This window comes from Burkholderia sp. Bp8992 (genome assembly GCF_003853705.1).
Taxonomy (GTDB): Bacteria; Pseudomonadota; Gammaproteobacteria; order Burkholderiales; family Burkholderiaceae; genus Burkholderia.
This window is the reverse complement of the sequence record NZ_QTQI01000027.1, coordinates 37026-57426: the sequence shown is the minus strand read 5'-3', so window position 1 is coordinate 57426 and position 20401 is coordinate 37026. Positions and strand designations below refer to the sequence as shown.

21 protein-coding genes are annotated in these 20401 nt (G+C 69.0%); 6 read left to right on the top strand and 15 right to left on the bottom strand.

What is annotated here, in order from left to right:
• Nucleotides 1-17: 17 nt before the first annotated feature.
• The 3 genes from iolE (at nt 18) to DIE03_RS30575 (ending at nt 2411) form a co-directional block, all read left to right on the top strand.
• On the top strand, nt 18-947 hold the full coding sequence (gene iolE, locus DIE03_RS30585; RefSeq protein ID WP_124455952.1) for a myo-inosose-2 dehydratase: 930 nt from the start codon (nt 18-20) through the stop codon (nt 945-947).
• A 52-nt stretch (nt 948-999) separates the two neighbouring features.
• Nucleotides 1000-1818: a 5-deoxy-glucuronate isomerase gene (gene iolB, locus DIE03_RS30580; RefSeq protein WP_124455951.1), complete on the top strand. Its 819-nt coding sequence runs from the start codon at nt 1000-1002 to the stop codon at nt 1816-1818.
• A gap of 98 nt (nt 1819-1916) precedes the next feature.
• On the top strand, nt 1917-2411 hold the full coding sequence (locus tag DIE03_RS30575; RefSeq protein ID WP_124455950.1) for a heme-degrading domain-containing protein: 495 nt from the start codon (nt 1917-1919) through the stop codon (nt 2409-2411).
• Nucleotides 2412-2459: 48 nt separating this feature from the next.
• On the opposite strand, the gene DIE03_RS30570 is transcribed toward DIE03_RS30575, so the two are convergent.
• From DIE03_RS30570 to DIE03_RS30535, 8 genes are all read right to left on the bottom strand, one after another.
• Nucleotides 2460-3206, bottom strand: coding sequence for an SDR family NAD(P)-dependent oxidoreductase (locus tag DIE03_RS30570; RefSeq protein WP_124455949.1), 747 nt, complete (start codon nt 3204-3206; stop codon nt 2460-2462).
• 168 nt (nt 3207-3374) lie between these two features.
• Nucleotides 3375-4079, bottom strand: coding sequence for an ABC transporter ATP-binding protein (locus DIE03_RS30565; RefSeq protein ID WP_124455948.1), 705 nt, complete (start codon nt 4077-4079; stop codon nt 3375-3377).
• The gene (locus DIE03_RS30560) at nt 4076-4828 is read right to left on the bottom strand and encodes an ABC transporter ATP-binding protein (protein WP_124455947.1); all 753 of its coding nucleotides are present in this window, start codon (nt 4826-4828) and stop codon (nt 4076-4078) included. Before DIE03_RS30560 ends, DIE03_RS30565 begins: the two co-directional genes overlap by 4 nt.
• Nucleotides 4825-6054: a branched-chain amino acid ABC transporter permease gene (locus DIE03_RS30555; protein ID WP_124455946.1), complete on the bottom strand. Its 1230-nt coding sequence runs from the start codon at nt 6052-6054 to the stop codon at nt 4825-4827. Before DIE03_RS30555 ends, DIE03_RS30560 begins: the two co-directional genes overlap by 4 nt.
• The gene (locus DIE03_RS30550; RefSeq protein WP_124455945.1) at nt 6047-6982 is read right to left on the bottom strand and encodes a branched-chain amino acid ABC transporter permease; all 936 of its coding nucleotides are present in this window, start codon (nt 6980-6982) and stop codon (nt 6047-6049) included. The genes DIE03_RS30555 and DIE03_RS30550 overlap by 8 nt, the downstream gene beginning before the upstream one ends.
• 9 nt (nt 6983-6991) lie before the next feature.
• Nucleotides 6992-7429, bottom strand: coding sequence for a thioesterase family protein (locus tag DIE03_RS30545; RefSeq protein WP_124455944.1), 438 nt, complete (start codon nt 7427-7429; stop codon nt 6992-6994).
• 139 nt (nt 7430-7568) lie between these two features.
• Nucleotides 7569-8105, bottom strand: coding sequence for an NUDIX domain-containing protein (locus tag DIE03_RS30540; protein WP_124455943.1), 537 nt, complete (start codon nt 8103-8105; stop codon nt 7569-7571).
• 120 nt (nt 8106-8225) lie between these two features.
• On the bottom strand, nt 8226-9488 hold the full coding sequence (locus DIE03_RS30535) for a YbfB/YjiJ family MFS transporter (RefSeq protein ID WP_124455942.1): 1263 nt from the start codon (nt 9486-9488) through the stop codon (nt 8226-8228).
• 123 nt (nt 9489-9611) lie between these two features.
• Here DIE03_RS30535 and DIE03_RS30530 point away from each other — a divergent pair, with 123 nt between their 5' ends.
• Nucleotides 9612-10526, top strand: coding sequence for a LysR family transcriptional regulator (locus DIE03_RS30530; RefSeq protein ID WP_124455941.1), 915 nt, complete (start codon nt 9612-9614; stop codon nt 10524-10526).
• A 130-nt stretch (nt 10527-10656) separates the two neighbouring features.
• Here DIE03_RS30530 and alaS read toward each other — a convergent pair whose 3' ends face one another.
• Nucleotides 10657-13281, bottom strand: a complete 2625-nt coding sequence (alaS, locus tag DIE03_RS30525; protein ID WP_124455940.1) for an alanine--tRNA ligase — start codon at nt 13279-13281, stop codon at nt 10657-10659.
• 254 nt (nt 13282-13535) lie between these two features.
• Here alaS and DIE03_RS30515 point away from each other — a divergent pair, with 254 nt between their 5' ends.
• Nucleotides 13536-14756, top strand: a complete 1221-nt coding sequence (locus DIE03_RS30515) for a CaiB/BaiF CoA-transferase family protein (protein ID WP_124455939.1) — start codon at nt 13536-13538, stop codon at nt 14754-14756.
• 60 nt (nt 14757-14816) lie between these two features.
• Here DIE03_RS30515 and DIE03_RS30510 read toward each other — a convergent pair whose 3' ends face one another.
• From DIE03_RS30510 to DIE03_RS30495, 4 genes are all read right to left on the bottom strand, one after another.
• The gene (locus DIE03_RS30510; RefSeq protein ID WP_124455938.1) at nt 14817-15389 is read right to left on the bottom strand and encodes a hypothetical protein; all 573 of its coding nucleotides are present in this window, start codon (nt 15387-15389) and stop codon (nt 14817-14819) included.
• Nucleotides 15386-15814, bottom strand: a complete 429-nt coding sequence (locus DIE03_RS30505) for a L,D-transpeptidase (protein ID WP_124455937.1) — start codon at nt 15812-15814, stop codon at nt 15386-15388. Before DIE03_RS30505 ends, DIE03_RS30510 begins: the two co-directional genes overlap by 4 nt.
• A gap of 276 nt (nt 15815-16090) precedes the next feature.
• The gene (locus tag DIE03_RS30500; protein ID WP_124455936.1) at nt 16091-16645 is read right to left on the bottom strand and encodes an alpha/beta hydrolase; all 555 of its coding nucleotides are present in this window, start codon (nt 16643-16645) and stop codon (nt 16091-16093) included.
• Nucleotides 16646-16837: 192 nt separating this feature from the next.
• Complete coding sequence (locus tag DIE03_RS30495; RefSeq protein ID WP_006497729.1) at nt 16838-17047, bottom strand: ornithine acetyltransferase; 210 nt, start codon at nt 17045-17047, stop codon at nt 16838-16840.
• 253 nt (nt 17048-17300) lie between these two features.
• Between DIE03_RS30495 and DIE03_RS30490 the strand changes: the two genes are divergently transcribed.
• Nucleotides 17301-19010, top strand: coding sequence for a glutamine--tRNA ligase/YqeY domain fusion protein (locus DIE03_RS30490; protein WP_124455935.1), 1710 nt, complete (start codon nt 17301-17303; stop codon nt 19008-19010).
• A gap of 129 nt (nt 19011-19139) precedes the next feature.
• Here DIE03_RS30490 and DIE03_RS30485 read toward each other — a convergent pair whose 3' ends face one another.
• Together DIE03_RS30485 and DIE03_RS30480 are read right to left on the bottom strand one after the other, a co-directional pair.
• Nucleotides 19140-19610 carry an NUDIX hydrolase gene (locus DIE03_RS30485; protein ID WP_124455985.1) on the bottom strand — a complete coding sequence of 157 codons (471 nt, stop codon included), beginning with the start codon at nt 19608-19610 and terminating at the stop codon, nt 19140-19142.
• A gap of 11 nt (nt 19611-19621) precedes the next feature.
• Entirely contained in the window at nt 19622-20008 is a 387-nt protein-coding gene (locus tag DIE03_RS30480; protein WP_124455934.1) for a hypothetical protein, read from the bottom strand.
• Nucleotides 20009-20401: the final 393 nt, after the last annotated feature.

Below are 20401 nucleotides of genomic sequence, written 5' to 3'. Positions count from 1 at the left end.
AACCAAGGAAGCACCTCATGAGCTGGAACGTCCGCATCGGCATCAATCCCCTGTCGTGGATGAACGACGACCTGCCGTCGCTCGGCGGCGAGACACCGCTCGAAACGGCACTGAAGGAAGGCGCCGAAATCGGCTATGCGGGCTTCGAGCTCGGCAACAAGTTTCCGAAGACGGGCCCCGAGCTGAAGGCGAAGCTCGCCGAGTTCGGCCTCGTGTGCGTGTCGGGCTGGTATTCGGGCTTCCTCGCGGAAGTCGCGCCGGGCATGAGCGACGCCGATGCGGTCGCGGCGGAGATCGAGCGCTGCCGCGCGCACCTGACGAAGCTGCAGTTCAACGACGTGAAGGTCGTGGTCTACGGCGAATGCGCGGGCACGATCCAGGGCAGCATCGACACGCCGGTCGCGAAACGGCCGCGCTTCGTCGACGACGACGCCTGGCGGCGCTATGCGGCACGCCTCGACGCGTTCGGCGCACACCTGCTCGACACGTACGGGATCAAGCTCGCCTACCATCACCACATGGGCGCGTACGTCGAGTCGCCCGACGACGTCGACCGCCTGATGGCGCTGACCGACCCGGCGAAGGTGTTCCTGCTGTTCGACACGGGCCATGCCTATTTCGGCGGCGCGGCCGACCCCGTCACGCTGCTGAAGAAGCACGTGGCGCGCGTCGCGCACGTGCATTGCAAGGACGTGCGGCCGCAGGTCGTCACGCAGGCGCGCAACGGCGGCTGGAGCTTCCTGAACGGCGTGATCAACGGCACGTTCACGGTGCCCGGCGACGGCGCGCTCGATTACGACGCGACGCTGCGCACGCTGAAGGACGCCGGCTACGAAGGCTGGCTCGTCGTCGAGGCCGAGCAGGATCCGGCCGTCGCGCCGAGCTATGCGTATGCGAAAAAGGGCTACGAGTCGCTGCGCGCGATCGTCGACCGGTTGAGTGCATGAGTGCATGAGCGCGTGAACGCGTGAGCCCTACCCTATTGCGGAGCCCCATCCCATGACGATTTCTCCCCTGCTGGTCAAGGCCTCGGCCGACCGTGAAATCTGCAACGTCACGCCCGAATCGGCCGGCTGGAAGCACGTCGGCTTTCGTGCGCTGCGCCTGAAGGCCGGTGACACCGAAACGCTCGACACCGGCACGCGCGAGCTGTGCGTGGTCGTGCTGACGGGCACCGTGCGTGCCGAAGTCGACGGCGAAACCTACGATGCGCTCGGCAAGCGCGACAGCGTCTTCGACGAGGTGTCGCCGGACGCACTGTACGTGCCGGGCGGCAAGACCGTCACGCTGGTCGCGACGCGCGATGCGGAAATCGCGCTGTGCACCGCGCCGTACGCGAGCGGCGACAAGCCCGTGCGGCGCCTCGACGGCGAACGGATGCGCCGGTCGGTGCGCGGGCAAGGCACCAACACGCGCTACGTCTGCGACATCCTGATGGGCGACAACCCGGCGGCCGACCGGCTGCTCGTCGTCGAAGTCGTCACGCCGGCCAGCCATTCGAGCAGCTATCCGCCGCACAAGCACGATCGCGACGCGGCGCCCGACGAGACGTCGCTCGAGGAAACCTACTATCACCGGATCGATCCGCCGCAGGGCTTCGCGTTCCAGCGCGTGTACACGGACGACCGCAGCCTCGACGAAGCGTGCGCCGTCGAGAACCACGACGTCGTGATGGTGCCGCGCGGCTACCATCCGGTCGTAGCTCCGCACGGCTACAACCTGTACTACCTGAACGTGATGGCGGGCCCAAGCCGCGCATGGGCGTTCAAGAACGATCCCGCGCACGAGTGGATGATCGACGCGGCGCCGAAACGCTGAGGAACCCTGAAGCATTGAACGGAAGACGGGCCCGCGCGGCCCGTGACGATGCGACGCCCGGCACGCGCACACTGAGCCGGCGACGCCACGGAGCCGCCATGGTGACGACCCATTTTCGCCTCGAACCCCACGCCTTCGACGACGACGCATCGAATCCGGCGCTGCCGCGCTTCAATGCGGCCGCCGCACGGCGGATGGGGGAAATCGCGGTCAACCTCGCCTCGCGGCGCGGGCTGCCGATCGCGGTGAGCATCGTCGGCGAGCAGGCGCCGTTGTTCTACTGCGCGCTCGACGGCAGCGGCGCACACGACAGCGACGCGATCCGCCGCCGGCAGAACACGGTGCTGCGTTTCGGCCAGAGTTCGCTCGCGGTCGGCGCGTGCTTTCGGCGTGCCGGCTGGTCGCTGCAGTCGCAGGGACTGTCCGACGACGACTATGCGCTCGACGGCGGCGGCGTGCCGCTGCGGCTCGCCGGGGGCGGCATCGTCGGCGCGATGACGATCGCGGGGCTCGACTCCGCAGACAATCACGCGCTCGTCGTCGAGTGCCTGCAGTGGCACGTCGGCGCGAACGCGCTGGCAATGCTGGCGTAACGACGCGATCGGCGCACGCACGCCGATCGCGCAGTCACGCAGGATGGGTCAGTTCAACCCGCCGCTCACGACGAGGTGCTCGCCGGTCATCCAGCGCGCATCGTCCGACGCGAGGAACACGGCCACCGACGCGATGTCGTTCGGCTCGCCGAGGCGGCCGAGCGGCGTCTGCCCGAGCACCTGCGCTTCGAGATCGGAACCGATGATGCCCGCGCTGTGCGTGCCTTCGGTCACGACCATGCCGGGGTTGATCGCGTTCACGCGGATCTTGCGCGGGGCGAGTTCGAGCGCGAGCACGCCGGTGATCGCGTCGACCGCGCCCTTCGTGCCGCTGTACACGGCGCTGGCCGGCGGCGTGATGCTGGTCACGACCGAGCTGATGTTGATGATGCTCGCGCCTTCGCCGAGATGCTTGACGGCCGCCTGCGTGGTCAGCAGTACGCCGAACACGTTCGTGTCGAACTGGCGGCGATAGTGCTCTTCGGTGATCGCTTCGATCGGCGCGAATTCGTACACGCCCGAATTGTTGACGAGCACGTCGAGTCGGCCATACGTTTCGATTGCGGTATCGACGATGCGCTGCGCGTCGGCTGCCTTCGACACGTCGCCGCCGACCGCGACCGCGCGGCCGCCCGCTTCGGTGATCGCGCTCACGACCGCGTCGGCACCTGCCTTGCTGCTCGCGTAGTTGACGACGACCGCCGCGCCTTCGTCGGCCAGTGCCTTCGCGATTGCCGCGCCGATGCCCTTCGATGCGCCCGTGACGATCGCTACCTTGCCTGTCAGCTTGCTCATGATTTCATTCCTCAGTCAGAAGACCTTCGATGGTTGGCGCCGGTTGCCGCGTCGATGCGTGGCCGCGGCAATCGGCCTGACTGGAAATTTACGTTGCGGCACTGCAGCGATAAAGCGGCTCGAGACGAATTGACTGGCGGAGTTTGCCGAACAATCGATCGCGCGCCGTCAGCCGGCGCTCAGCCACGCGTTGGCGACCTCGCCGCCCAGCCCGTCGAGCGCGCCGTCGTAGACGATCCGTCCGCGCCCCATCACCGCGACGCGCCGCGCGAGCCGCGGCGCGAACTGCAGCCGCTGCTCGATCAGCAGGATCGCGACCCCGTCGGCCTGCAGCGCGGCGAGGCAGGCGCCGACTTCGTCGACCGCGAGCGGCGCGAGCCCTTCGGCCGGCTCGTCGACGATCAGCACGCGCGGGCTCCCGGCCAGCGCGCGCACCAGCGCGAGCACCTGCTGCTCGCCGCCCGACAGGCGCCCTGCTTTCACGTCCGCGCGCGCGGCCAGCAGCGGAAAGCGACCGAACAGGCGGTCGAGCGCCGCGCGTTCGGCCGGGCCGCGTGCGCCGCGCAAGCCGAGCCGCAGGTTGTCGCGAACGGTCAACAGCGGAAACACGTCGCGGCTTTCGGCCACGTAAGCAACGCCGCGCCGCGCGATCTCGAACGTCCGTGCGCCCGCGCATTCTGCACCGGCGATGCGCACCGAGCCGGCCGTGCGGACGAGCCCCATCACGGCCTTCGCGAGCGTCGAGCGCCCCGAGCCGTTGCGGCCGAGCAGCGCGAGCGTCTCGCCCGGCGCGAGCGCGAGATCGACGCCGTCGAGCACGGGTTGCAATCCGTACCACGCGCGCAGGCCGCGAATGTCGAGCAGTGCGCTCATGCGCGACCCTCGCCCAGATACGCCGCACGCACGCGCGGATCGGCACGGATGGCATCGGGCGCGCCGGTCGCGACCACCGTGCCGCGCACGAGCACCGTGATACGTTCGGCGAAGTCGAACACCGCGTCCATGTCGTGCTCGATCATCAGCACCGTGCGGCCCTGCGTCGTCGCGCGGATCAGTGCGATCATCCGTGCCGCCTGCGCGCGGCTCATGCCGGCCGTCGGCTCGTCGAGCAGCAGCGTGCGCGCATCGCTCGCGAGCGCGATCCCGAGGTCGAGCGCGCGCTGTTCCGCATAGCTCAGTTCGGCGGCCGGCGTGTCGCGCCGCGCATCGAGGCCGATGTCGTGCAGCACGCGCGCGGCCGCGAGATCGACCGACGCCGATTCGCGCAGCCGGTTCCACCATCGGCGCCGTTCGGCCGGCGCATGCAGCGCCGCGCAGCGCAGGTTGTCGAATACCGTCAGCCGCGCGAACGCACTCGTCTGCTGGAAACTGCGGCCGATGCCGAGGCGGCTCGCGACGACCGGCCCGCGCCCGCGCAGCTCGACGCCGTGCAGCACGACGCGCCCGCGCGTCGGCCGCGTCGCACCGGCAATCACGCCGAACAGCGTCGACTTGCCCGCGCCGTTCGGCCCGATCAGCGCGTGACGCTCGCCGGCCGCGATGCTCAGTTCGACGCCGTCGAGCACGGTCTGCGCGCCGAAGCGCTGCACGACGCCGTGGAGCGCGATCGCATTGCCGCTCATCGTGCGTCCTCCCGCTTGCCGGCCTGCCCGCCCTGCACGAACCGCGCGCGCCAGCCCCACAGCAGCGTACCGATGCCGGCCGCCGAGCCGGCGACGGCCCAGCCGGCCGGCGTATCGGCATCGATCGCCCATGCGCCGAACGCGAGGCCCGTGCCGTCGTCCTGCGCGAAGCGCCACGCGTAGCCGAGCTCGGCCGCGCAGACGATCGCGACGCCCCAGAACATGCACGCGCCGAGCGCGCACAGCATCCGCCACCGCTCGGCCGCCGGCGCATCGCGCCGCATCGCGTGCGCGAACGCCTGCGCGATACCCGCGAGCCCGCGCGGCGCGGCCACGACGATCGCGACGAACAGCACGCCGAGATACAGCGCCCATGCACGCGACACGCCCGCGACGCCGATGCTCAGCGCGGTCAGCACGGCAGCGCCGGCCGCCGGCCCGAAGAACGCGCCGGTGCCGCCGATCACCGCGGCGATCAGCACGGTTGCCGAGCGCGCCATCGACACGCTGTCGGGCGTCGCGATCTCGATGTCGATCAGCGTCAGCGTGCCGGCGATGCCCGCGAAGAACGACGCGCAGGTGACCATCGCGAGCCGCACGCGGCGCGGATCGGTGCCGAGCGCGGCGACGCGCGCGGGGTTGTCGCGCACCGCGTTCGCGAGCCGCGCGAGCGGCGTGCGCGTCAGCGCGTGCATGGCCCACGCCGACACGACGCACCACGCGGCGATCACCGCATAGGCATGTGCCGGTGCGCCGAAATGCCAGTTGCCCCACGGCGCGCCGCTCGCGCGGTCGATCGGCACGCCGCCCAGGCCGCCGAACCACGCGGGCACGCTCCACGCGGCGGCCGCGACGCATTCGCCGAGCCCGAGCGTGATCATCGCGAACGCGGTGCCGGAGCGGCGTGTCGCGAGCAATCCGGCGACGAACCCGAAGCCCGCGCCGGCCGCGCCGCCGACGAGCGGCAGCAGCGGCAGCGGGCCGCCGACATGATTGAACCAGTGCGCGGCCGCGAACGCGCCAAGGCCCGCGAACGCCGCGTGCCCGAACGACAGCAACCCGGTCGTGCCGAGCTGCAGGTTGTACGACAGCGCGAGCACGACGAGCGCGGCCGTCTGCGCGAGATAGCCGAGCACCGCGCCATGCGGCCACAGCCACGCGGGCAGCGCGAAGCACGCGGCGAACAGCGCCCAGCGCACGCAGCCGGCGAGCACGCGGCTACGCATCGACACGCTCGCCGAACAGCCCGCGCGGCCGCGCGACCAGCACGGCGACGAGCAGCAGGTACGGCACCAGCGGCGCGAGTTGCGCGATCGTCACCGCGGCGACGCGATCGGGCAGCGCGACGCCGGCCCATTGCGCGAGGTCGCGCAGCGACGTATCGCTCGCGGCCGCGAAGGTCTGCGCGAAGCCGACCGCGAGCGACGCGACGAACGCGCCGCCGAGCGAGCCGAGCCCGCCGATCACGACGACCGCGAACACGACCGACCCGACGGTCTCGGCCAGCGCGGGCTCGATCACCGCGAGCGGCGCGCCGATCACGCCGGCCAGCGCCGCGAGCGCGGTGCCGGCGCCGAACAGGCCCGTCATCACGCGCGGCACGTCGTAGCCGAGCGCCTCGACGGCCGCGCGATGCGTGAGCGCCGCACGCACGACGAGCCCGATGTGCGACACGCGCAGCAGCGCGCCGAGCGCGACCAGCATCGTCGCGGACATCGCCATCATGAACAGCCGGTAGCGCGGCAATGCGAGGCCGAAGACGGTCACGGGCGCGCCGTCGAACAGCGGCGGCACGGGCGCCGGCAGCGGCGCGAGGCCCCAGGCGAGTTTCGCGCCCTCGCCGATCAGGTAGGCGAGACCAAAGGTCAGCAGCAGTTCGCTCGTATGGCCGCGCGCCTGCACGCGGCGCAGCAGCGCGCGTTCGCAGCCGGCGCCGAGCAGCCCGACCGCGAGCGGCGCGAGCACCAGCGCGGGCCAGAAGCCCGCGTAGGCCGCGATGCTGTAGCCGACATACGCGCCGAGCATATAAAAGCTCGCATGCGCGAAGTTCAGCACGCCCTGCACGCTGAAGATCAGCGTGAGGCCGGCCGACAGCATGAACAGCAGCAAGCCGTAGCTGAGGCCGTTGAAGGCCTGGAGCGCGAACGCGTGCACCGCGCGCCGTCAGGCCGTGAGCGGCTCGAGCGCGGCGCGCAACGCATCGGGCAGCGGCACGGGGCGGCGTGTCTCGCGATCGACGTACACGTGCACGAAATGCCCCTGCGCGGCCGGCGCCGCGTCGCCTTGCGCGAACAGGCCGACCTCGTAGCGCACGCTCGACGTGCCGAGCTTCACGACCCGCAGCCCCGCGTCGATCGACTGCGGGAACACGAGCGGCGCGAAGTAGTTGCACTGCGTCTCGACGACCAGCCCGATCGTCTGCCCGTGCTCGACATCGAGCACGCCGGCGCGGATCAGGTACTCGTTCACGACGGTGTCGAAGTAGCTGTAGTAGACGACGTTGTTCACGTGCCCGTAGACGTCGTTGTCCATCCAGCGGGTCGTGATCGGCAGGAAGTGGCGATAGGCGTCGCGCGGACGCGGCTGCGGCTTGTCGGACATGGCGATGGCGGTCAGGACGAGGGAAACGACGAGGATGACGCGCGGCGGCCATGCGGCACGGCACGCCGGCGAGAAGCGGAACGCCGCGTCGCGATCGCTCGCGGCGCGGCGGCAGACACGCTGCGGACCGGCCGGCCCATCACTGCCCCGGCCGGTCGACGAACTCGAAATCGAGGCCGCGCGCGCGCATCCAGTCGGCGAGCGCGATGCCCGTGCCGGCACGCCACGGGCGCAGCAGCGGCGGATCGACGAGCTTGTATTCGAGCAGTTCCGGCGACAGCGACACCGTGCCCGACGCACGCACGTGGTACGCGATGATCAGCTCGTTCTTGCGAATGAATTCGTACACGCCGACGAGCGACACCTGCTCGGCCTTCAACGCGGTTTCCTCGAACACCTCGCGCGCGATGCCGTCCTCGGGCGTCTCGCCGTTTTCGAGGAAGCCGGTGATCAGCGCGAACATCCCTTCGGGCCAGGCCGCGTTGCGCGCGAGCAGGATCTTGCCGCCGAGCTCGACGATCGCGGCGACGACGGGCAGCGGATTGTTCCAATGCACATAGCCGCAGGTATCGTCGGGGCAAGCCTGGCGCACGCGGCCGCCTTCATGTTCGGGATCGGCTCGCTCGGTCAGCGGGCTCGCGCAGCGCGGGCAGAAACGGTAGTCGGCGGTGGTCATCGGTGAGGATCTGGCGAGCGCCGGACGGCGCCTCACGGCTGCCCGCGCACCCGCTCGGCGCGGGAAAGGCTTCATTCTAGCGAGTTTGCCCGCGCCGCAGACGATCCGTCCCCGCCGCCGTCAGGGTTGCCGGCGCCCGCTCACGGCAGTCGCCGCAAAACCGGCCGCACCGGCGAGCAACGCGCCCACCGCGACCCACAACGCCGGCGTAAACGACCCGAAACGCGCGGCCAGCGGCGCCGCGACGAGCGGCCCGAGGATCTGCCCGATGCCGTATGACGCCGTCGCATAGCCCATCAGCCCGGCTGCGCGCTCGCCGTGCAGGCGCCGCGCCTCGCGCATCGCGAACAGCGTGATCGCGGTGAACGGCAGGCCGAGCAGCGCGCTGCCGGCCGAGAAACCGGCCGCGTTCGGCCACACGATTCCGGCCACGATGCCGAGCGCCTGCGTCGCGCAGCCGGCCGCGAGCAGCAGGCGGTTGTCCCAGTGCGCGGGCAGCCGCGCGGCGGAGATCGCGCCGACGATCAGCGCCGCGCCGAACATCGGCCAGAACAGGTCGGGCCACGGCGAACCGGCCGGCAGCGCGGCGCGCGCGATCACCGGCAGGAACGTCGCGGTGATGATGTAGCCGAAGCCTGGCGCGCCGTACAGCACGACGAGCCACGCGGCATCCATGCGGCGGCTTCGCAGGCCGGCGGCAGGCGCCGTCGAAGCGGCCGCTGCTCCGGCAGCCGCATGCGGCGCGGCGGCGGCCGGCGGTGCCACGTGCGCCGGCGCCGGCACGGTGCCGAACGTGCGCCAGATCGCAACCGACAGCACGGCCGACAGCGCCGCGAAGCCCAGCCAACCCGACGCCGCGCGCTGACCGGCCAGCGCGCTGCCGATCACCCCCGTCAGCACGATGCCGACGCCGGGCCCCGCGTAGATCACCCCGCTCCATTCCGGCGCGTGCAGCTCGGCCAGGCGCCGCAATCCCCACTGCGACACGAACACGAACGTCCAGGCACTGACGACGCCCGCGACGAAGCGCACCGCGAGCCACACGGGCAACAGGTGCCCGACGCCCATCGCCGCCGTCAGCAGCACGGTGGCCGCGAGCCCGAAGCGCACCATCCGCGCGGGCGCGACACGCAGCGCCGCGCAACTGACCGCGCCGGCGAAGTAGCCCGCGTAGTTTGCCGACGCGAGCCAGCCGCCGGCCTTCAGGCCGATCGAGCCGTCGGCGAGCATCAGCGGCAACAACGGCGTGAACGCGAAGCGGCCGACGCCGAGCACGACGGCGAGGCCGACCATGCAGGCCAGCGCGGCCGCGCGGGCGCGACGATCGGCCTGGTCTGACGAAAGCACGCCGGCAGCGGCGGTCGGGGCATCGAAGCGGGACATGGCGGCATCGGCCGGCACTCAGCGCGCCGGCCGGATCGGAAATCGGAATGCCTTCATCGTAGCTTGACCAAACGTTCTCAAAAAATGAATAATTGAGAATCGACTCATCCTCTGGAGAGAATCATGGATCTGGCCGCGCTGGCGATATTCCGGGCGGTCGTGCGCGAGAACGGTGTGACGCGTGCGGCGGCCAAGCTCAATCGCGTGCAGTCGAACGTCACGACGCGCATCAAGCAGCTCGAGGAGGAACTCGGCGCGGCGCTGTTCGTGCGCGACGGCCGCCGGCTGGTGCTGACGCCGGCCGGCCACACGCTGCTGCCGTATGCGGAACGCCTGCTCGCGCTCGCCGACGAAGCGCGCGACGCAGTGCGCGAGGACACGCCGCGCGGCCGTCTGCGGCTCGGCACGATGGAAAGCACGGCCGCAAGCCGGTTGCCGACGATACTCGCACGCTATCACCACGCATGGCCCGACGTGTCGCTCGAACTGCTGACGGGCACGACGGGCTGGCTGATCGACCGCGTGCGCGACTTCGAGGTCGATGCGGCATTGTTCGCCCGCCCGCCCGAGCCGGACGCGCTGCCCGACACGTTCGAGACGGTGCCGATCTTCCGCGAGGATCTCGTGCTGCTGACGCCGCGTGGCCATCCGCCGGTGCGCACGCCGCGCGACGTGATCCTGCCGACGCTGATCGCGTTCGAGCGCGGGTGCACGTATCGCAAGTACGTCGAGCGGTGGTATGCGGCGCATGGCGTAAAACCGGCGCGCGTGCTCGAACTCGGCTCGTATCACGCGATCGTCGCGTGTGTCGCGGCCGGCGCGGGTGTCGCGGTCGCGCCGCGCTCGGTACTCGATCTGCAACCCGAAACCGGCAACATCGCCGCGCACACGATCCCCGAACTCGAAGGCATCGACACGCTGCTCGCGTGGCGGCAGGGCTATGCATCGGCGGCCCTCGCCGCGCTGCGCGATGCGCTCACGGAAGCCGGACGGCCGCCCGCCGATGCGACGCAGCCGACGGCGACCGTGACGGCCTGACCCGTGTTCGCGCGTCGCCGCACGGAGCGACGCGCACAAACAAAACGACCCGACCGGCGCGTGCCGATCGGGTCGTTTTTCAGTCAGGCAATGCCGTCAGTGAAACGGCATCGCCTCGATGACGTGACGATCAGAGCCGCTCTTCGACCCAGCCCTTCACGCCGGCCAGCGCGCCCGGCAGGTTGGCCGGCTCGGTGCCGCCTGCCTGCGCCATGTCCGGACGGCCGCCGCCCTTGCCGCCGACCTGCTGCGCGACGAAGTTCACGAGTTCGCCGGCCTTCACCTTCTTGCTCGCGTCCGGCGTGACGCCCGCGATCAGGCTGACCTTGCCGCCCTCGACGGCCGCCAGCACGATCGCCGCGCTCTTCAGCTTGTCCTTCAGCTTGTCGACCGTTTCGCGCAGCGTCTTCGCGTCGGCGCCGTCGAGCGTCGCGGCCAGCACGTACACGCCGCCGATTTCGACGGCCTGCTGCGCGAGCTCGTCGCCCTGGCTCGACGCGAGCTTCGACTTCAGCGCGCCGAGCTCCTTCTCGAGCGACTTCACCTGGTCCTGCACCTGTGCGATGCGCTGCGTGAGTTCCGACGGTTGCGCCTTCAGCGCAGCAGCCGCTTCGTTCACGCGCGCGTCGAGCTCCTGCACGTAGCGCACCGCGTTGTCGCCGGTGATCGCCTCGACACGGCGGATGCCGGCCGCGACGCCGCCTTCGACGACGATCTTGAAGAAACCGATGTCGCCGCTGCGCTGCACGTGCGTGCCGCCGCACAGTTCACGCGAGAAACCGAGGTCGAGCACGCGCACTTCGTCGCCGTACTTCTCGCCGAACAGCGCCATCGCACCGCCCTTCACCGCTTCGTCGTACGGCATCACGCGCACGATGCCCGGCGCGTTGGCCAGGATCTCGTTGTTGACGATCTGCTCGACGCGACGGATTTCGTCGTCGGTCATCGGCGCGTTGTGCGCGAAGTCGAAGCGGGTCTTTTCCGCGTCGACCAGCGACCCCTTCTGCTGCACGTGCGCGCCGAGCACTTCGCGCAGCGCCTTGTGCATCAGGTGGGTGGCCGAGTGGTTGCGCTGCGTGCGGGCGCGGCGATGCGCGTCGATTTCCGCGCGCAGCACGTCGCCGACCTTCAGCGTGCCCTGCTCCAGCGTGCCGTGATGGCCGATCACGTCGGCCTGCACCTTCAGCGTGTCGGCCACCGCGAAGCGCGTCGCGGCGTTCGCGAGCACGCCCTGGTCGCCGACCTGGCCGCCCGATTCCGCGTAGAACGGCGTGTGATCGAGCACGACGACCGCGTCCTGGCCGGCCTTCACTTCGTTGACGGCCGAACCGTCGACGTACAGCGCGACGACCTTCGCGTCGTCGAACGCGATTTCCTCGTAACCGTGGAAGGTGGTCTTCGCGCCCGAGTATTCGAGGCCCTGCGCGGCCTTGAACTTGCCGGCCGCGCGCGCCTGCTCGCGCTGGCGCGCCATCGCGTCGTCGAATGCCGGCTCGTCGACCGTCATCCCGCGCTCGCGGCAGACGTCGGCCGTGAGGTCGAGCGGGAAGCCGTACGTATCGTGCAGCTTGAATGCGAGTTCGCCGTCGAGCACCTTGCCGCCCTTCGCCTCGACGTCGGCAAGCGCCCCTTCGAGGATCGACATCCCGTGCTCGATCGTCTCGAAGAAGCGCTCTTCTTCCTGGCGCAGCACGTCGGTCACGCGCTGTTCCGCTTCCTTCAGCTCCGGATAGGCCGTGCCCATCTCGGCGACGAGGTCGGCCACCAGCTTGTGGAAGAACGAACCCTTGCGGCCAAGCTTGTAGCCGTGGCGGATCGCGCGGCGCACGATCCGGCGCAGCACGTAGCCGCGGCCTTCGTTGCCGGGGATCACGCCGTCGACGATCAGGAACGAGCACGCACGGATGTGATCGGCGATCACCTTCAGCGAGTTGTTCGTGAGGTCGCTGATCTCGGTCACGCGCGCGGCGGCCTTGATCAGGTTCTGGAACAGGTCGATCTCGTAGTTGCTGTGCACGTGCTGCAGCACCGCGGCGAGGCGCTCGAGGCCCATGCCGGTGTCGACCGACTGCTTCGGCAGGCGCGTCATGTTGCCCTGCGCGTCGCGGTTGAACTGCATGAACACGAGGTTCCAGATCTCGATGTAGCGGTCGCCGTCTTCTTCAGGCGACCCCGGCGGGCCGCCCCACACGTCCGGGCCGTGGTCGTAGAAGATTTCGGTACAGGGGCCGCACGGGCCCGTGTCGCCCATCGTCCAGAAGTTGTCCGACGCGTAGCGCGCGCCCTTGTTGTCGCCGATGCGGATGATGCGCTCGGTCGGCACGCCGACTTCCTTCGCCCAGATGTCGTACGCCTCGTCGTCTTCCTGGTAGACGGTGACCCACAGCTTGTCCTTCGGCAGCTGGTAGACCGTGGTCAGCAGCTCCCACGCGAACTTGATCGCGTCGTGCTTGAAGTAGTCGCCGAACGAGAAGTTGCCGAGCATCTCGAAGAACGTGTGGTGGCGCGCCGTGTAGCCGACGTTCTCGAGGTCGTTGTGCTTGCCGCCCGCGCGCACGCTGCGCTGCGCCGTCGTGGCGCGCGAGTACGGGCGCGGATCCGTGCCGAGGAAGACGTCCTTGAACTGGACCATGCCCGAGTTCGTGAACATCAGCGTGGGGTCGTTACCGGGCACGAGGCTCGACGAGCGGACGATCGTGTGGCCCTTCGATTCGAAGAATTTGAGGAATTTCTCGCGGATTTCGGCAGCTTTCATGGCGTGCGGGGACAGTCTGGCAAAGACGGCTTCAAACGCCGGCGCCCCAGGCGGGGCGCGCGGCGGCATGGATTCGGAAACGATCGATTATACGGGATCGGGGCCGGCTTCCGGGCAAAGCGCCGGCAAAGCGGCTCGGCCATCCGGCCGGCCCGGCTGGGCCACCCGCGCGGCCGATTCGCCTTAAGATGCTCGGCATGCCAATCGGCCCGGCCGGACAAGACGGGCCAGCCATGAAAGGAGACGATTCGACGATGGGTGCCCTGAGCCATATCCGCGTGCTGGACCTCACCCGCGTGCTCGCGGGGCCGTGGTGCGCGCAGACGCTTGCCGATTTCGGTGCGGACGTGATCAAGGTCGAGCGCCCGGGCGCCGGCGACGACACGCGCCACTGGGGGCCGCCGTACCTGAAGGACGCGGACGGCGCGGATACCGCCGAGGCCGCGTACTACCTCGCGGCGAACCGCAACAAGCGCTCGGTGACGATCGACATCGCGACGCCCGAAGGCCAGCAGATCGTGCGCGAGCTCGCCGCGCAAAGCGACGTCGTGCTGGAGAACTACAAGGTCGGCCAGTTGAAGAAATACGGGCTCGATTACGACTCGCTGCGTGCGGTGAAGCCCGATCTCGTCTACTGCTCGGTCACCGGCTTCGGCCAGACGGGCCCGTACGCGCACCGCGCGGGCTACGACTTCATCGTGCAGGGGATCGGCGGCTTCATGAGCATCACCGGCGAGCGCGACGGCGAGCCGGGCGGCGGCCCGCAGAAGGCCGGCGTCGCGATCGCCGACCTCGCGACGGGCCTCTATTCGACGATCGCGGTGCTGGCCGCGCTCGCGCACCGCGACCGCACAGGCGTTGGCCAGTACATCGACATGGCGCTGCTCGACGTGCAGGTCGCGCTGCTCGCGAACATGAACACCAACTTCCTCGCGAGCGGCAAGCCGCCGGCACGCTGGGGCAACGCGCATCCGAACATCGTGCCGTACCAGACGTTCCAGACGCGCGACGGCTGGATCATCGTCGCGGTCGGCAACGACGGCCAGTTCCGCAAGTTCGTCGAGGCCGGCGGCCGGTCCGAACTGGCCGACGACGAGCGTTTCGCGACGAACCCGTCGCGCGTGCGCCACCGCGACACGCTGGTGCCGATCCTCGCGGAGATGGTGAAGGCGCGCGACAAGGCCGACTGGATCGCCGTGCTCGAAGCGGCCGGCGTGCCGTGCGGGCCGATCAACGATCTCGACGAAGTGTTCGACAACGAGCAGGTGGTCGCGCGCGGGATGCAGGTATCGCTGCCGCACCCGTGCGGCGCGGACGTGAAGCTCGTGCGCAACCCGATCCGGATGAGCGCGACGCCGCCCGATGCGCGCACGGCCCCGCCGCTGCTCGGCGCGCAGACCGACGACGTGCTGCGCGACATGCTCGGCTACGACGACGCACGGATTGCCGCGCTGAAGGCGAAGCAGACGATTTGAGCGCGCGTGACACCCGGCCCGACTGCCCACGTAAGGAGCGTCGGCCGGGTATATCGGGAGTCAGCGCTGCGCAAGCGTATCGCACCCACCAGCAAGCAGTGCGAGCGCCGCACGCGCGGCCGGATCGACGACGATTGCGCGATCGCCCGCGCCCGGGAGGCCGGTGACCACCACCGCGTCCGTGTCGGCCGCCCCCCGGAACACTAATGTCGGAAGCGGTTCGGAGGCGATGCGATCGCGCATTTCCAGCGTGCCGAGCGGCGCCGGGAACGCCGTCTCGAGCTCGGCGCCGGACACACCACCGCGCGCGATCAGCGTGGTGAGCGGCGCGAGCCGGTCGGCCAGCCCAGGTGGCGCGACACACTGCCGGGAAGCGCGGCCATCGGAAAACGTGACGCGCACGGAGAACGGTGCCGCCGGCTGCACGCGATGCGCGTTCACGCTCAGCGTACCCGCGGTGTAGACGAACGACATCACCTCATCCGGCTGCACGCTGAGTATTTCGGTACCCGGCGCGATAGGCGCGGGACTGCCGGCGCTTCCGACCATGCTTCGCCAAGCCAATCCCACGAGCACGGCGACGAACACCACGCCAGCCGCGCGAACGAGCCGGCCTGTTGCCGCGCGCGTCATGACACGTGCACCATGGTTCCGACCGGTGTCCATTCGTACAGTTGCCGCGCATCGGCTTCGCTCAGCCGCACACATCCGCGCGAGCCGAACCGGTCACTCACCGAATGGCGAGCCAGCCGCACGACGCCGAGCGGCATTGGTCCGTGATATTGATGAAAAGCTTTGCCATCCGTGGTGAAGAACATTGCACGATCCATCTGCACGTTATACGTGCGGCTACGATAAGGGTGATGCTTGCGGAGGATTCTGAACGTGCCCCGATCGGTCGGGTGCTCGCGGTCGCCTGTCACGCAGTCGAAGCGGAACACGCAAACGCGCCCCTCGTATGCTTCCACGCATTGCCGTGACAGATCAACCTGAATCCGTTTCGTCGCGGCTCCGTTGTTTTCTTTGGTGCGGTCGGATCGTGCGGGCTGGACTGGCATGGAGGCTTTCCGTCTGGTCAAATGGCCCGCCAGACTACCCACTACCGACTTCAAACGATATGGGACACGTCAGAAATTCGGAGCGCTGCCCAACGGCAGACGTGCCTGCTGCCGCACATGCCCACCAAGCGATGAGCCCGGATGGCGCGACATGCGTCGGGGGACTGCCGACGCGCGTGGCTCCCCCCGCTGCTCGGCGACGACGACGAACGGATCGCGGCGTTGAAGGCGAAGCAGACGATCTGACGGTCCTGCGATCAGCCCTGCGCAACACGGTCAACCTGCGACCGCCAGCGCGTCGAGCCAGCCGCGCGCTTGCGGCCAGTCGCCGAGCCCGCTGTCCGCGTTGATGTGGCCGCGCGGGCCGATGTCACGGAATTCACTGCCCCACGCGTGCGCGCAGCCGTGCGCGAACGCAAGCGAACCGTACGGATCGTCGCTGCTCGCGACCACGCAGGTCGGAAACGGCAGCCGCTCGTGCGGCACCGGGCCGAAACCGTGCGCATCGGCCGGAAACGCCGGCGCGGCGGGATCGGGCAACGCGACGAGCAGCGCCCCGCGCACTTTCGCGAGCGCGGCCGGGCGCGCATAGCGTGTCGCCCACCATGCGGTGGTCAGCGTGCCGAGGCTGTGGCCGGCGATCAGCACGGGCCCGCGCGCGGCTTCGACCGCACGGTCGAGCGCGAGACACCAGCCGTTGCGGAACGCGCGATCCCAGTCGGGCATCGCGACCCGCGAGAAGCGCGCGTCGGCGCGCTCCCAGCGGCTTTGCCAGTGAAGCGGGCCCGAATTGGCGTAGCCCGGCAGGACGAAAACGAAGGGGGCGCTCATGGAGGAATGCGTCGACGAATGGAATCGTGTTGTGGCGTCGACGCAGTGTCGCACACCCTCCTCTCCCTGATGCTGCCTGTCGAAAACCGGAGGGATGTGCGAGAAGGCCGAGCGGGCCGTGACGCGTGTTCAGGTCGACGTCACGACCGTCCGGCGTTCAATGGCGCCTGCGTCGCGGGCGCCTGCCTGCGATCAGCGTACGCCGGCGCCGACCAGGCCGCCTGCCGCCGCACCGGCCACCGTGCCGACCGGGCCGCCCGTGATCAGGTAGCCGAGCGCGCCGCCGGCGGCCGCGCCGATACCGGCATTACGCTGCGTATGCGTCATCGCGCATGCGCCGAGTTGCGACAGGGCCGCGACGATCACCGCGGTACGAACGAGAAAAGTGGTCTTCTTCATCATGGTTATTGGCTTCCTTCCGCCCGGAACAATATACAAATGGCGGCGTTGTATCGGTAAAGCCATCATAGGAAAACCCGAACGCCGCCAGCAATCCGATTTACGTCGTGTTACAGCCGACACACACTCGATATATTGCGGTACGCATCGCGAACGCACGGTGCCGGACCCGCGAGCCGCGCGGGACGGACCCCGGTCAGGTAGAATTACAGGATTAAACCGGCGCGACGCGCCGACACAACCTGACGCCAACCGCATGAGCACCGAACGCAACGACGCCCCCGCGGCTTCCAATTTCATCCGCAACATCATCGACGACGACAACCGCACCGGCAAATGGGGCGGACGCGTCGAGACGCGCTTCCCGCCCGAGCCGAACGGCTATCTGCACATCGGCCATGCGAAGAGCATCTGCCTGAACTTCAGCGTCGCGCGCGACTACGGCGGCGTGTGCCACCTGCGCTTCGACGACACGAACCCGGAAAAGGAAAGCGTCGAGTACGTCGACTCGATCGTCGACGCCGTGCGCTGGCTCGGTTTCGACTGGCGCAAGGACGCGGTCGATCACCAGTATTTCGCGAGCGACTACTACGACAAGCTGTACGAGTTCGCCGAGCTGCTGATCAAGCGCGGCAAGGCGTACGTCGACAGCCAGAGCGCCGACGAAATGCGCGCGAACCGCGGCTCGCTGACGGAAGGCGGCAAGCCGTCGCCGTTCCGCGACCGCACACCGGAAGAGAACCTGGACCTGTTCCGCCGCATGAAGGCCGGCGAGTTCAAGGAAGGCGAGCACGTGCTGCGCGCGAAGATCGACATGGCTTCGCCGAACATGAACATGCGCGACCCGGTGATCTACCGGATCCGCTACGCGCATCACTACCGCACCGGCGACGCATGGTGCGTGTATCCGATGTACGACTACACGCACTGCATCTCGGATGCGCTCGAAGGCATCACGCATTCGCTGTGCACGCTCGAATTCGAGGATCACCGCCCGCTGTACGACTGGGTGCTGAACGAACTCGCGGAAGCCGGCATGTTCACGCGCCCGCTGCCGCAACAGATCGAATTCTCGCGCCTGAACCTCACGTACGCGATCACCAGCAAGCGCAAGCTGCTGCAGCTCGTCACCGAAGGCCACGTCGACGGCTGGGACGACCCGCGGATGCCGACCATCGTCGGCGTGCGCCGTCGCGGCTTCACGCCGGAGAGCATCCACCTGTTCTGCGAACGGATCGGCGTGACGAAGATCGATTCGTGGATCGACATGAGCATCTTCGAAGGCGCGCTGCGCGACGACCTCGACGACAAGGCCGCGCGTACGGTCGCGGTGCTCGATCCGCTGAAGCTCGTGATCGACAACTATCCGGAAGACCTCGAGGAAGCGTGCACGGCGCCCGTGCATCCGCACCACCCGGACCGCGGCGTGCGCACGTTCCCGATCTCGCGCGAGCTGTGGATCGAGCGCGAGGATTTCGTCGAAAACCCGCCGAAGGGCTATTTCCGCCTGTTCCCGGGCAACAAGGTGCGCCTGCGCTACGGCTACGTGATCGAATGCACGGGCTTCGACAAGGACGCCGACGGCAACGTGACGGCCGTGCACTGCAACTACTTCCCCGACAGCAAGTCGGGCACGGAAGGCGCGAACACGTACAAGGTCAAGGGCAACATCCACTGGGTCAGCGCGAAGCATGCGCAGCCGGCCGAAGTGCGGATCTACGACCGCCTGTTCAAGGAGCCGCACCCGGACGCGGGCGGCGCGAACTTCCTCGAAGCGCTGAATCCCGATTCGAAGAAGATCGTGCAGGCTTATCTGGAGCCGGGCAACGGCGACATCGCGCCGGAAACGCGCCTGCAGTTCGAGCGCCACGGCTACTTTGTTGCCGACCGTGTCGATTCGAAGCCGGGCAAGCCGGTGTTCAACCGGATCGTCGGGCTGCGCGACAGCTGGGGCAAGCCGGCCTGACGGCCTGCTCCCGCACGCGGCGCGCGGCTGCGACGGCCGCCGTCGCGTGACCATGAAAAAACCGGCACTCAGGCCGGTTTTTTTATTGCGTGTATCGAAGCGGAACGCGACGGCGCAAGCCGCGCCCGCTCACTCGCCCGACAACCGCCGATGCAGCGCCGCCAGCGACAGCTTCGTGCGAAACAGCCGCGCGAGGCTGCGGCTCGCATACGCGTCGACGTCGCCCGGCACGGTCCAGCGGTACGCGTCCATCTCGGGAATCATCGAACCGTCGCGACGGCTCGGGAACAGCGACGTGCACGTGCAGTGCGCGGGATCGATCTCCCCTTCGGCCACCCGCACCGCGAACAGGTGCAGGTCCTTGTCGTGCCGGTACGCAAAGCGGCCGAGATCGAGCAGCCTGGCCGGCGCGAATTCGATGCCGGTTTCCTCGAGCAGCTCGCGCAGCGCGGCGTCGGCCGGCGTCTCGCCCGGCTCGCCCTGCCCCTTCGGGATGTCCCAGTGCGTGGTATCCGTCGCGTGCGCGAGGAACACACGGCCGGCCGCATCGAGGATCACGATGCCGCACGACACCGTGCGCGGCGCACCGCCCCGCCTCATCACACGCGTGCTCAGCGCTTCTGCAGCTGCCACTTGCCCGCGGCCGTCTTGCAGTAGACGGGCTTGAGCGTCATCGTCTGGCCCTTCGCGGTGATTTCGGTGGCGATCTCGCGGCAGGTCTTGCCGTCGCTCTCGGACGTGGTCGGCGTGAGCTTCGCGTCGATCTGCGTGCCGCGACCGCTGCTCTGCCACGTCGTGGTTTCGCCGTCCTTGCCTTCGTCGCGCACTTGCACGACCGCCTTGGACAGCGACGCGCGATCGGTCTTGCTGAAATAGCTGATCGGCGTGTCGTTCAGGAAGTTCAGGTTGTTCTGCGCATGGGCGGGCAGCATCGCGGCTGCGCACGCGGCGCCGGCCAGCACGCGCGTGACGACGGAAAGGGATGCACGCATCGACATGTTTTTTCTCCTTGGATGTTCGATCGAACGGCGTGGTGCATGCCGGCGGACCGGTACGCACCACGCCCGTCAGCGAGCGAGCATAGCATGCGTGCTGTAATGAATGCCTCTAGGGCCTGTTCCCGCTAATAACGGGCTTGCGAACGTGCCTTCCCGCCTGCAGTGCAAGGAGTAAGGAGCGCCGTTTGGCCGTGCCAAACAAGCGACGCACGACGCCGCAATGTGGGCGGAAAGGCACGTTCCCCTGTTTGGAAAAATGCATTCGTGGGGCTGGCTCCCAGAAGGGCCGATCGCCGCGTCATGCTCCTCGCGAATACGTCGAGTATTCGCTTCGTCGCAATCCTCGCGCTCGGCCCTTCTGGGGGCCAGCGCAAGCCCGTTATTAGCGGGAAC

Bases quoted from the DNA above. Each gene is read 5' to 3' on its own strand.
- DIE03_RS30540 (WP_124455943.1), bottom strand. From the start codon at position 8,105: ATGACCACCGCCGACTACCGTTTCTGCCCGCGCTGCGCGAGCCCGCTG.
- DIE03_RS30530 (WP_124455941.1), top strand. From the start codon at position 9,612: ATGGATCTGGCCGCGCTGGCGATATTCCGGGCGGTCGTGCGCGAGAAC.
- iolB (WP_124455951.1), top strand. From the start codon at position 1,000: ATGACGATTTCTCCCCTGCTGGTCAAGGCCTCGGCCGACCGTGAAATC.
- DIE03_RS30545 (WP_124455944.1), bottom strand. From the start codon at position 7,429: ATGTCCGACAAGCCGCAGCCGCGTCCGCGCGACGCCTATCGCCACTTC.
- DIE03_RS30495 (WP_006497729.1), bottom strand. From the start codon at position 17,047: ATGATGAAGAAGACCACTTTTCTCGTTCGTACCGCGGTGATCGTCGCG.
- DIE03_RS30510 (WP_124455938.1), bottom strand. From the start codon at position 15,389: ATGACGCGCGCGGCAACAGGCCGGCTCGTTCGCGCGGCTGGCGTGGTG.
- iolE (WP_124455952.1), top strand. From the start codon at position 18: ATGAGCTGGAACGTCCGCATCGGCATCAATCCCCTGTCGTGGATGAAC.
- DIE03_RS30515 (WP_124455939.1), top strand. From the start codon at position 13,536: ATGGGTGCCCTGAGCCATATCCGCGTGCTGGACCTCACCCGCGTGCTC.
- DIE03_RS30535 (WP_124455942.1), bottom strand. From the start codon at position 9,488: ATGTCCCGCTTCGATGCCCCGACCGCCGCTGCCGGCGTGCTTTCGTCA.
- DIE03_RS30505 (WP_124455937.1), bottom strand. From the start codon at position 15,814: ATGCCAGTCCAGCCCGCACGATCCGACCGCACCAAAGAAAACAACGGA.
- DIE03_RS30565 (WP_124455948.1), bottom strand. From the start codon at position 4,079: ATGAGCGCACTGCTCGACATTCGCGGCCTGCGCGCGTGGTACGGATTG.
- DIE03_RS30490 (WP_124455935.1), top strand. From the start codon at position 17,301: ATGAGCACCGAACGCAACGACGCCCCCGCGGCTTCCAATTTCATCCGC.
- DIE03_RS30480 (WP_124455934.1), bottom strand. From the start codon at position 20,008: ATGTCGATGCGTGCATCCCTTTCCGTCGTCACGCGCGTGCTGGCCGGC.
- DIE03_RS30485 (WP_124455985.1), bottom strand. From the start codon at position 19,610: ATGAGGCGGGGCGGTGCGCCGCGCACGGTGTCGTGCGGCATCGTGATC.
- DIE03_RS30570 (WP_124455949.1), bottom strand. From the start codon at position 3,206: ATGAGCAAGCTGACAGGCAAGGTAGCGATCGTCACGGGCGCATCGAAG.
- DIE03_RS30575 (WP_124455950.1), top strand. From the start codon at position 1,917: ATGGTGACGACCCATTTTCGCCTCGAACCCCACGCCTTCGACGACGAC.
- alaS (WP_124455940.1), bottom strand. From the start codon at position 13,281: ATGAAAGCTGCCGAAATCCGCGAGAAATTCCTCAAATTCTTCGAATCG.
- DIE03_RS30560 (WP_124455947.1), bottom strand. From the start codon at position 4,828: ATGAGCGGCAATGCGATCGCGCTCCACGGCGTCGTGCAGCGCTTCGGC.
- DIE03_RS30555 (WP_124455946.1), bottom strand. From the start codon at position 6,054: ATGCGTAGCCGCGTGCTCGCCGGCTGCGTGCGCTGGGCGCTGTTCGCC.
- DIE03_RS30500 (WP_124455936.1), bottom strand. From the start codon at position 16,645: ATGAGCGCCCCCTTCGTTTTCGTCCTGCCGGGCTACGCCAATTCGGGC.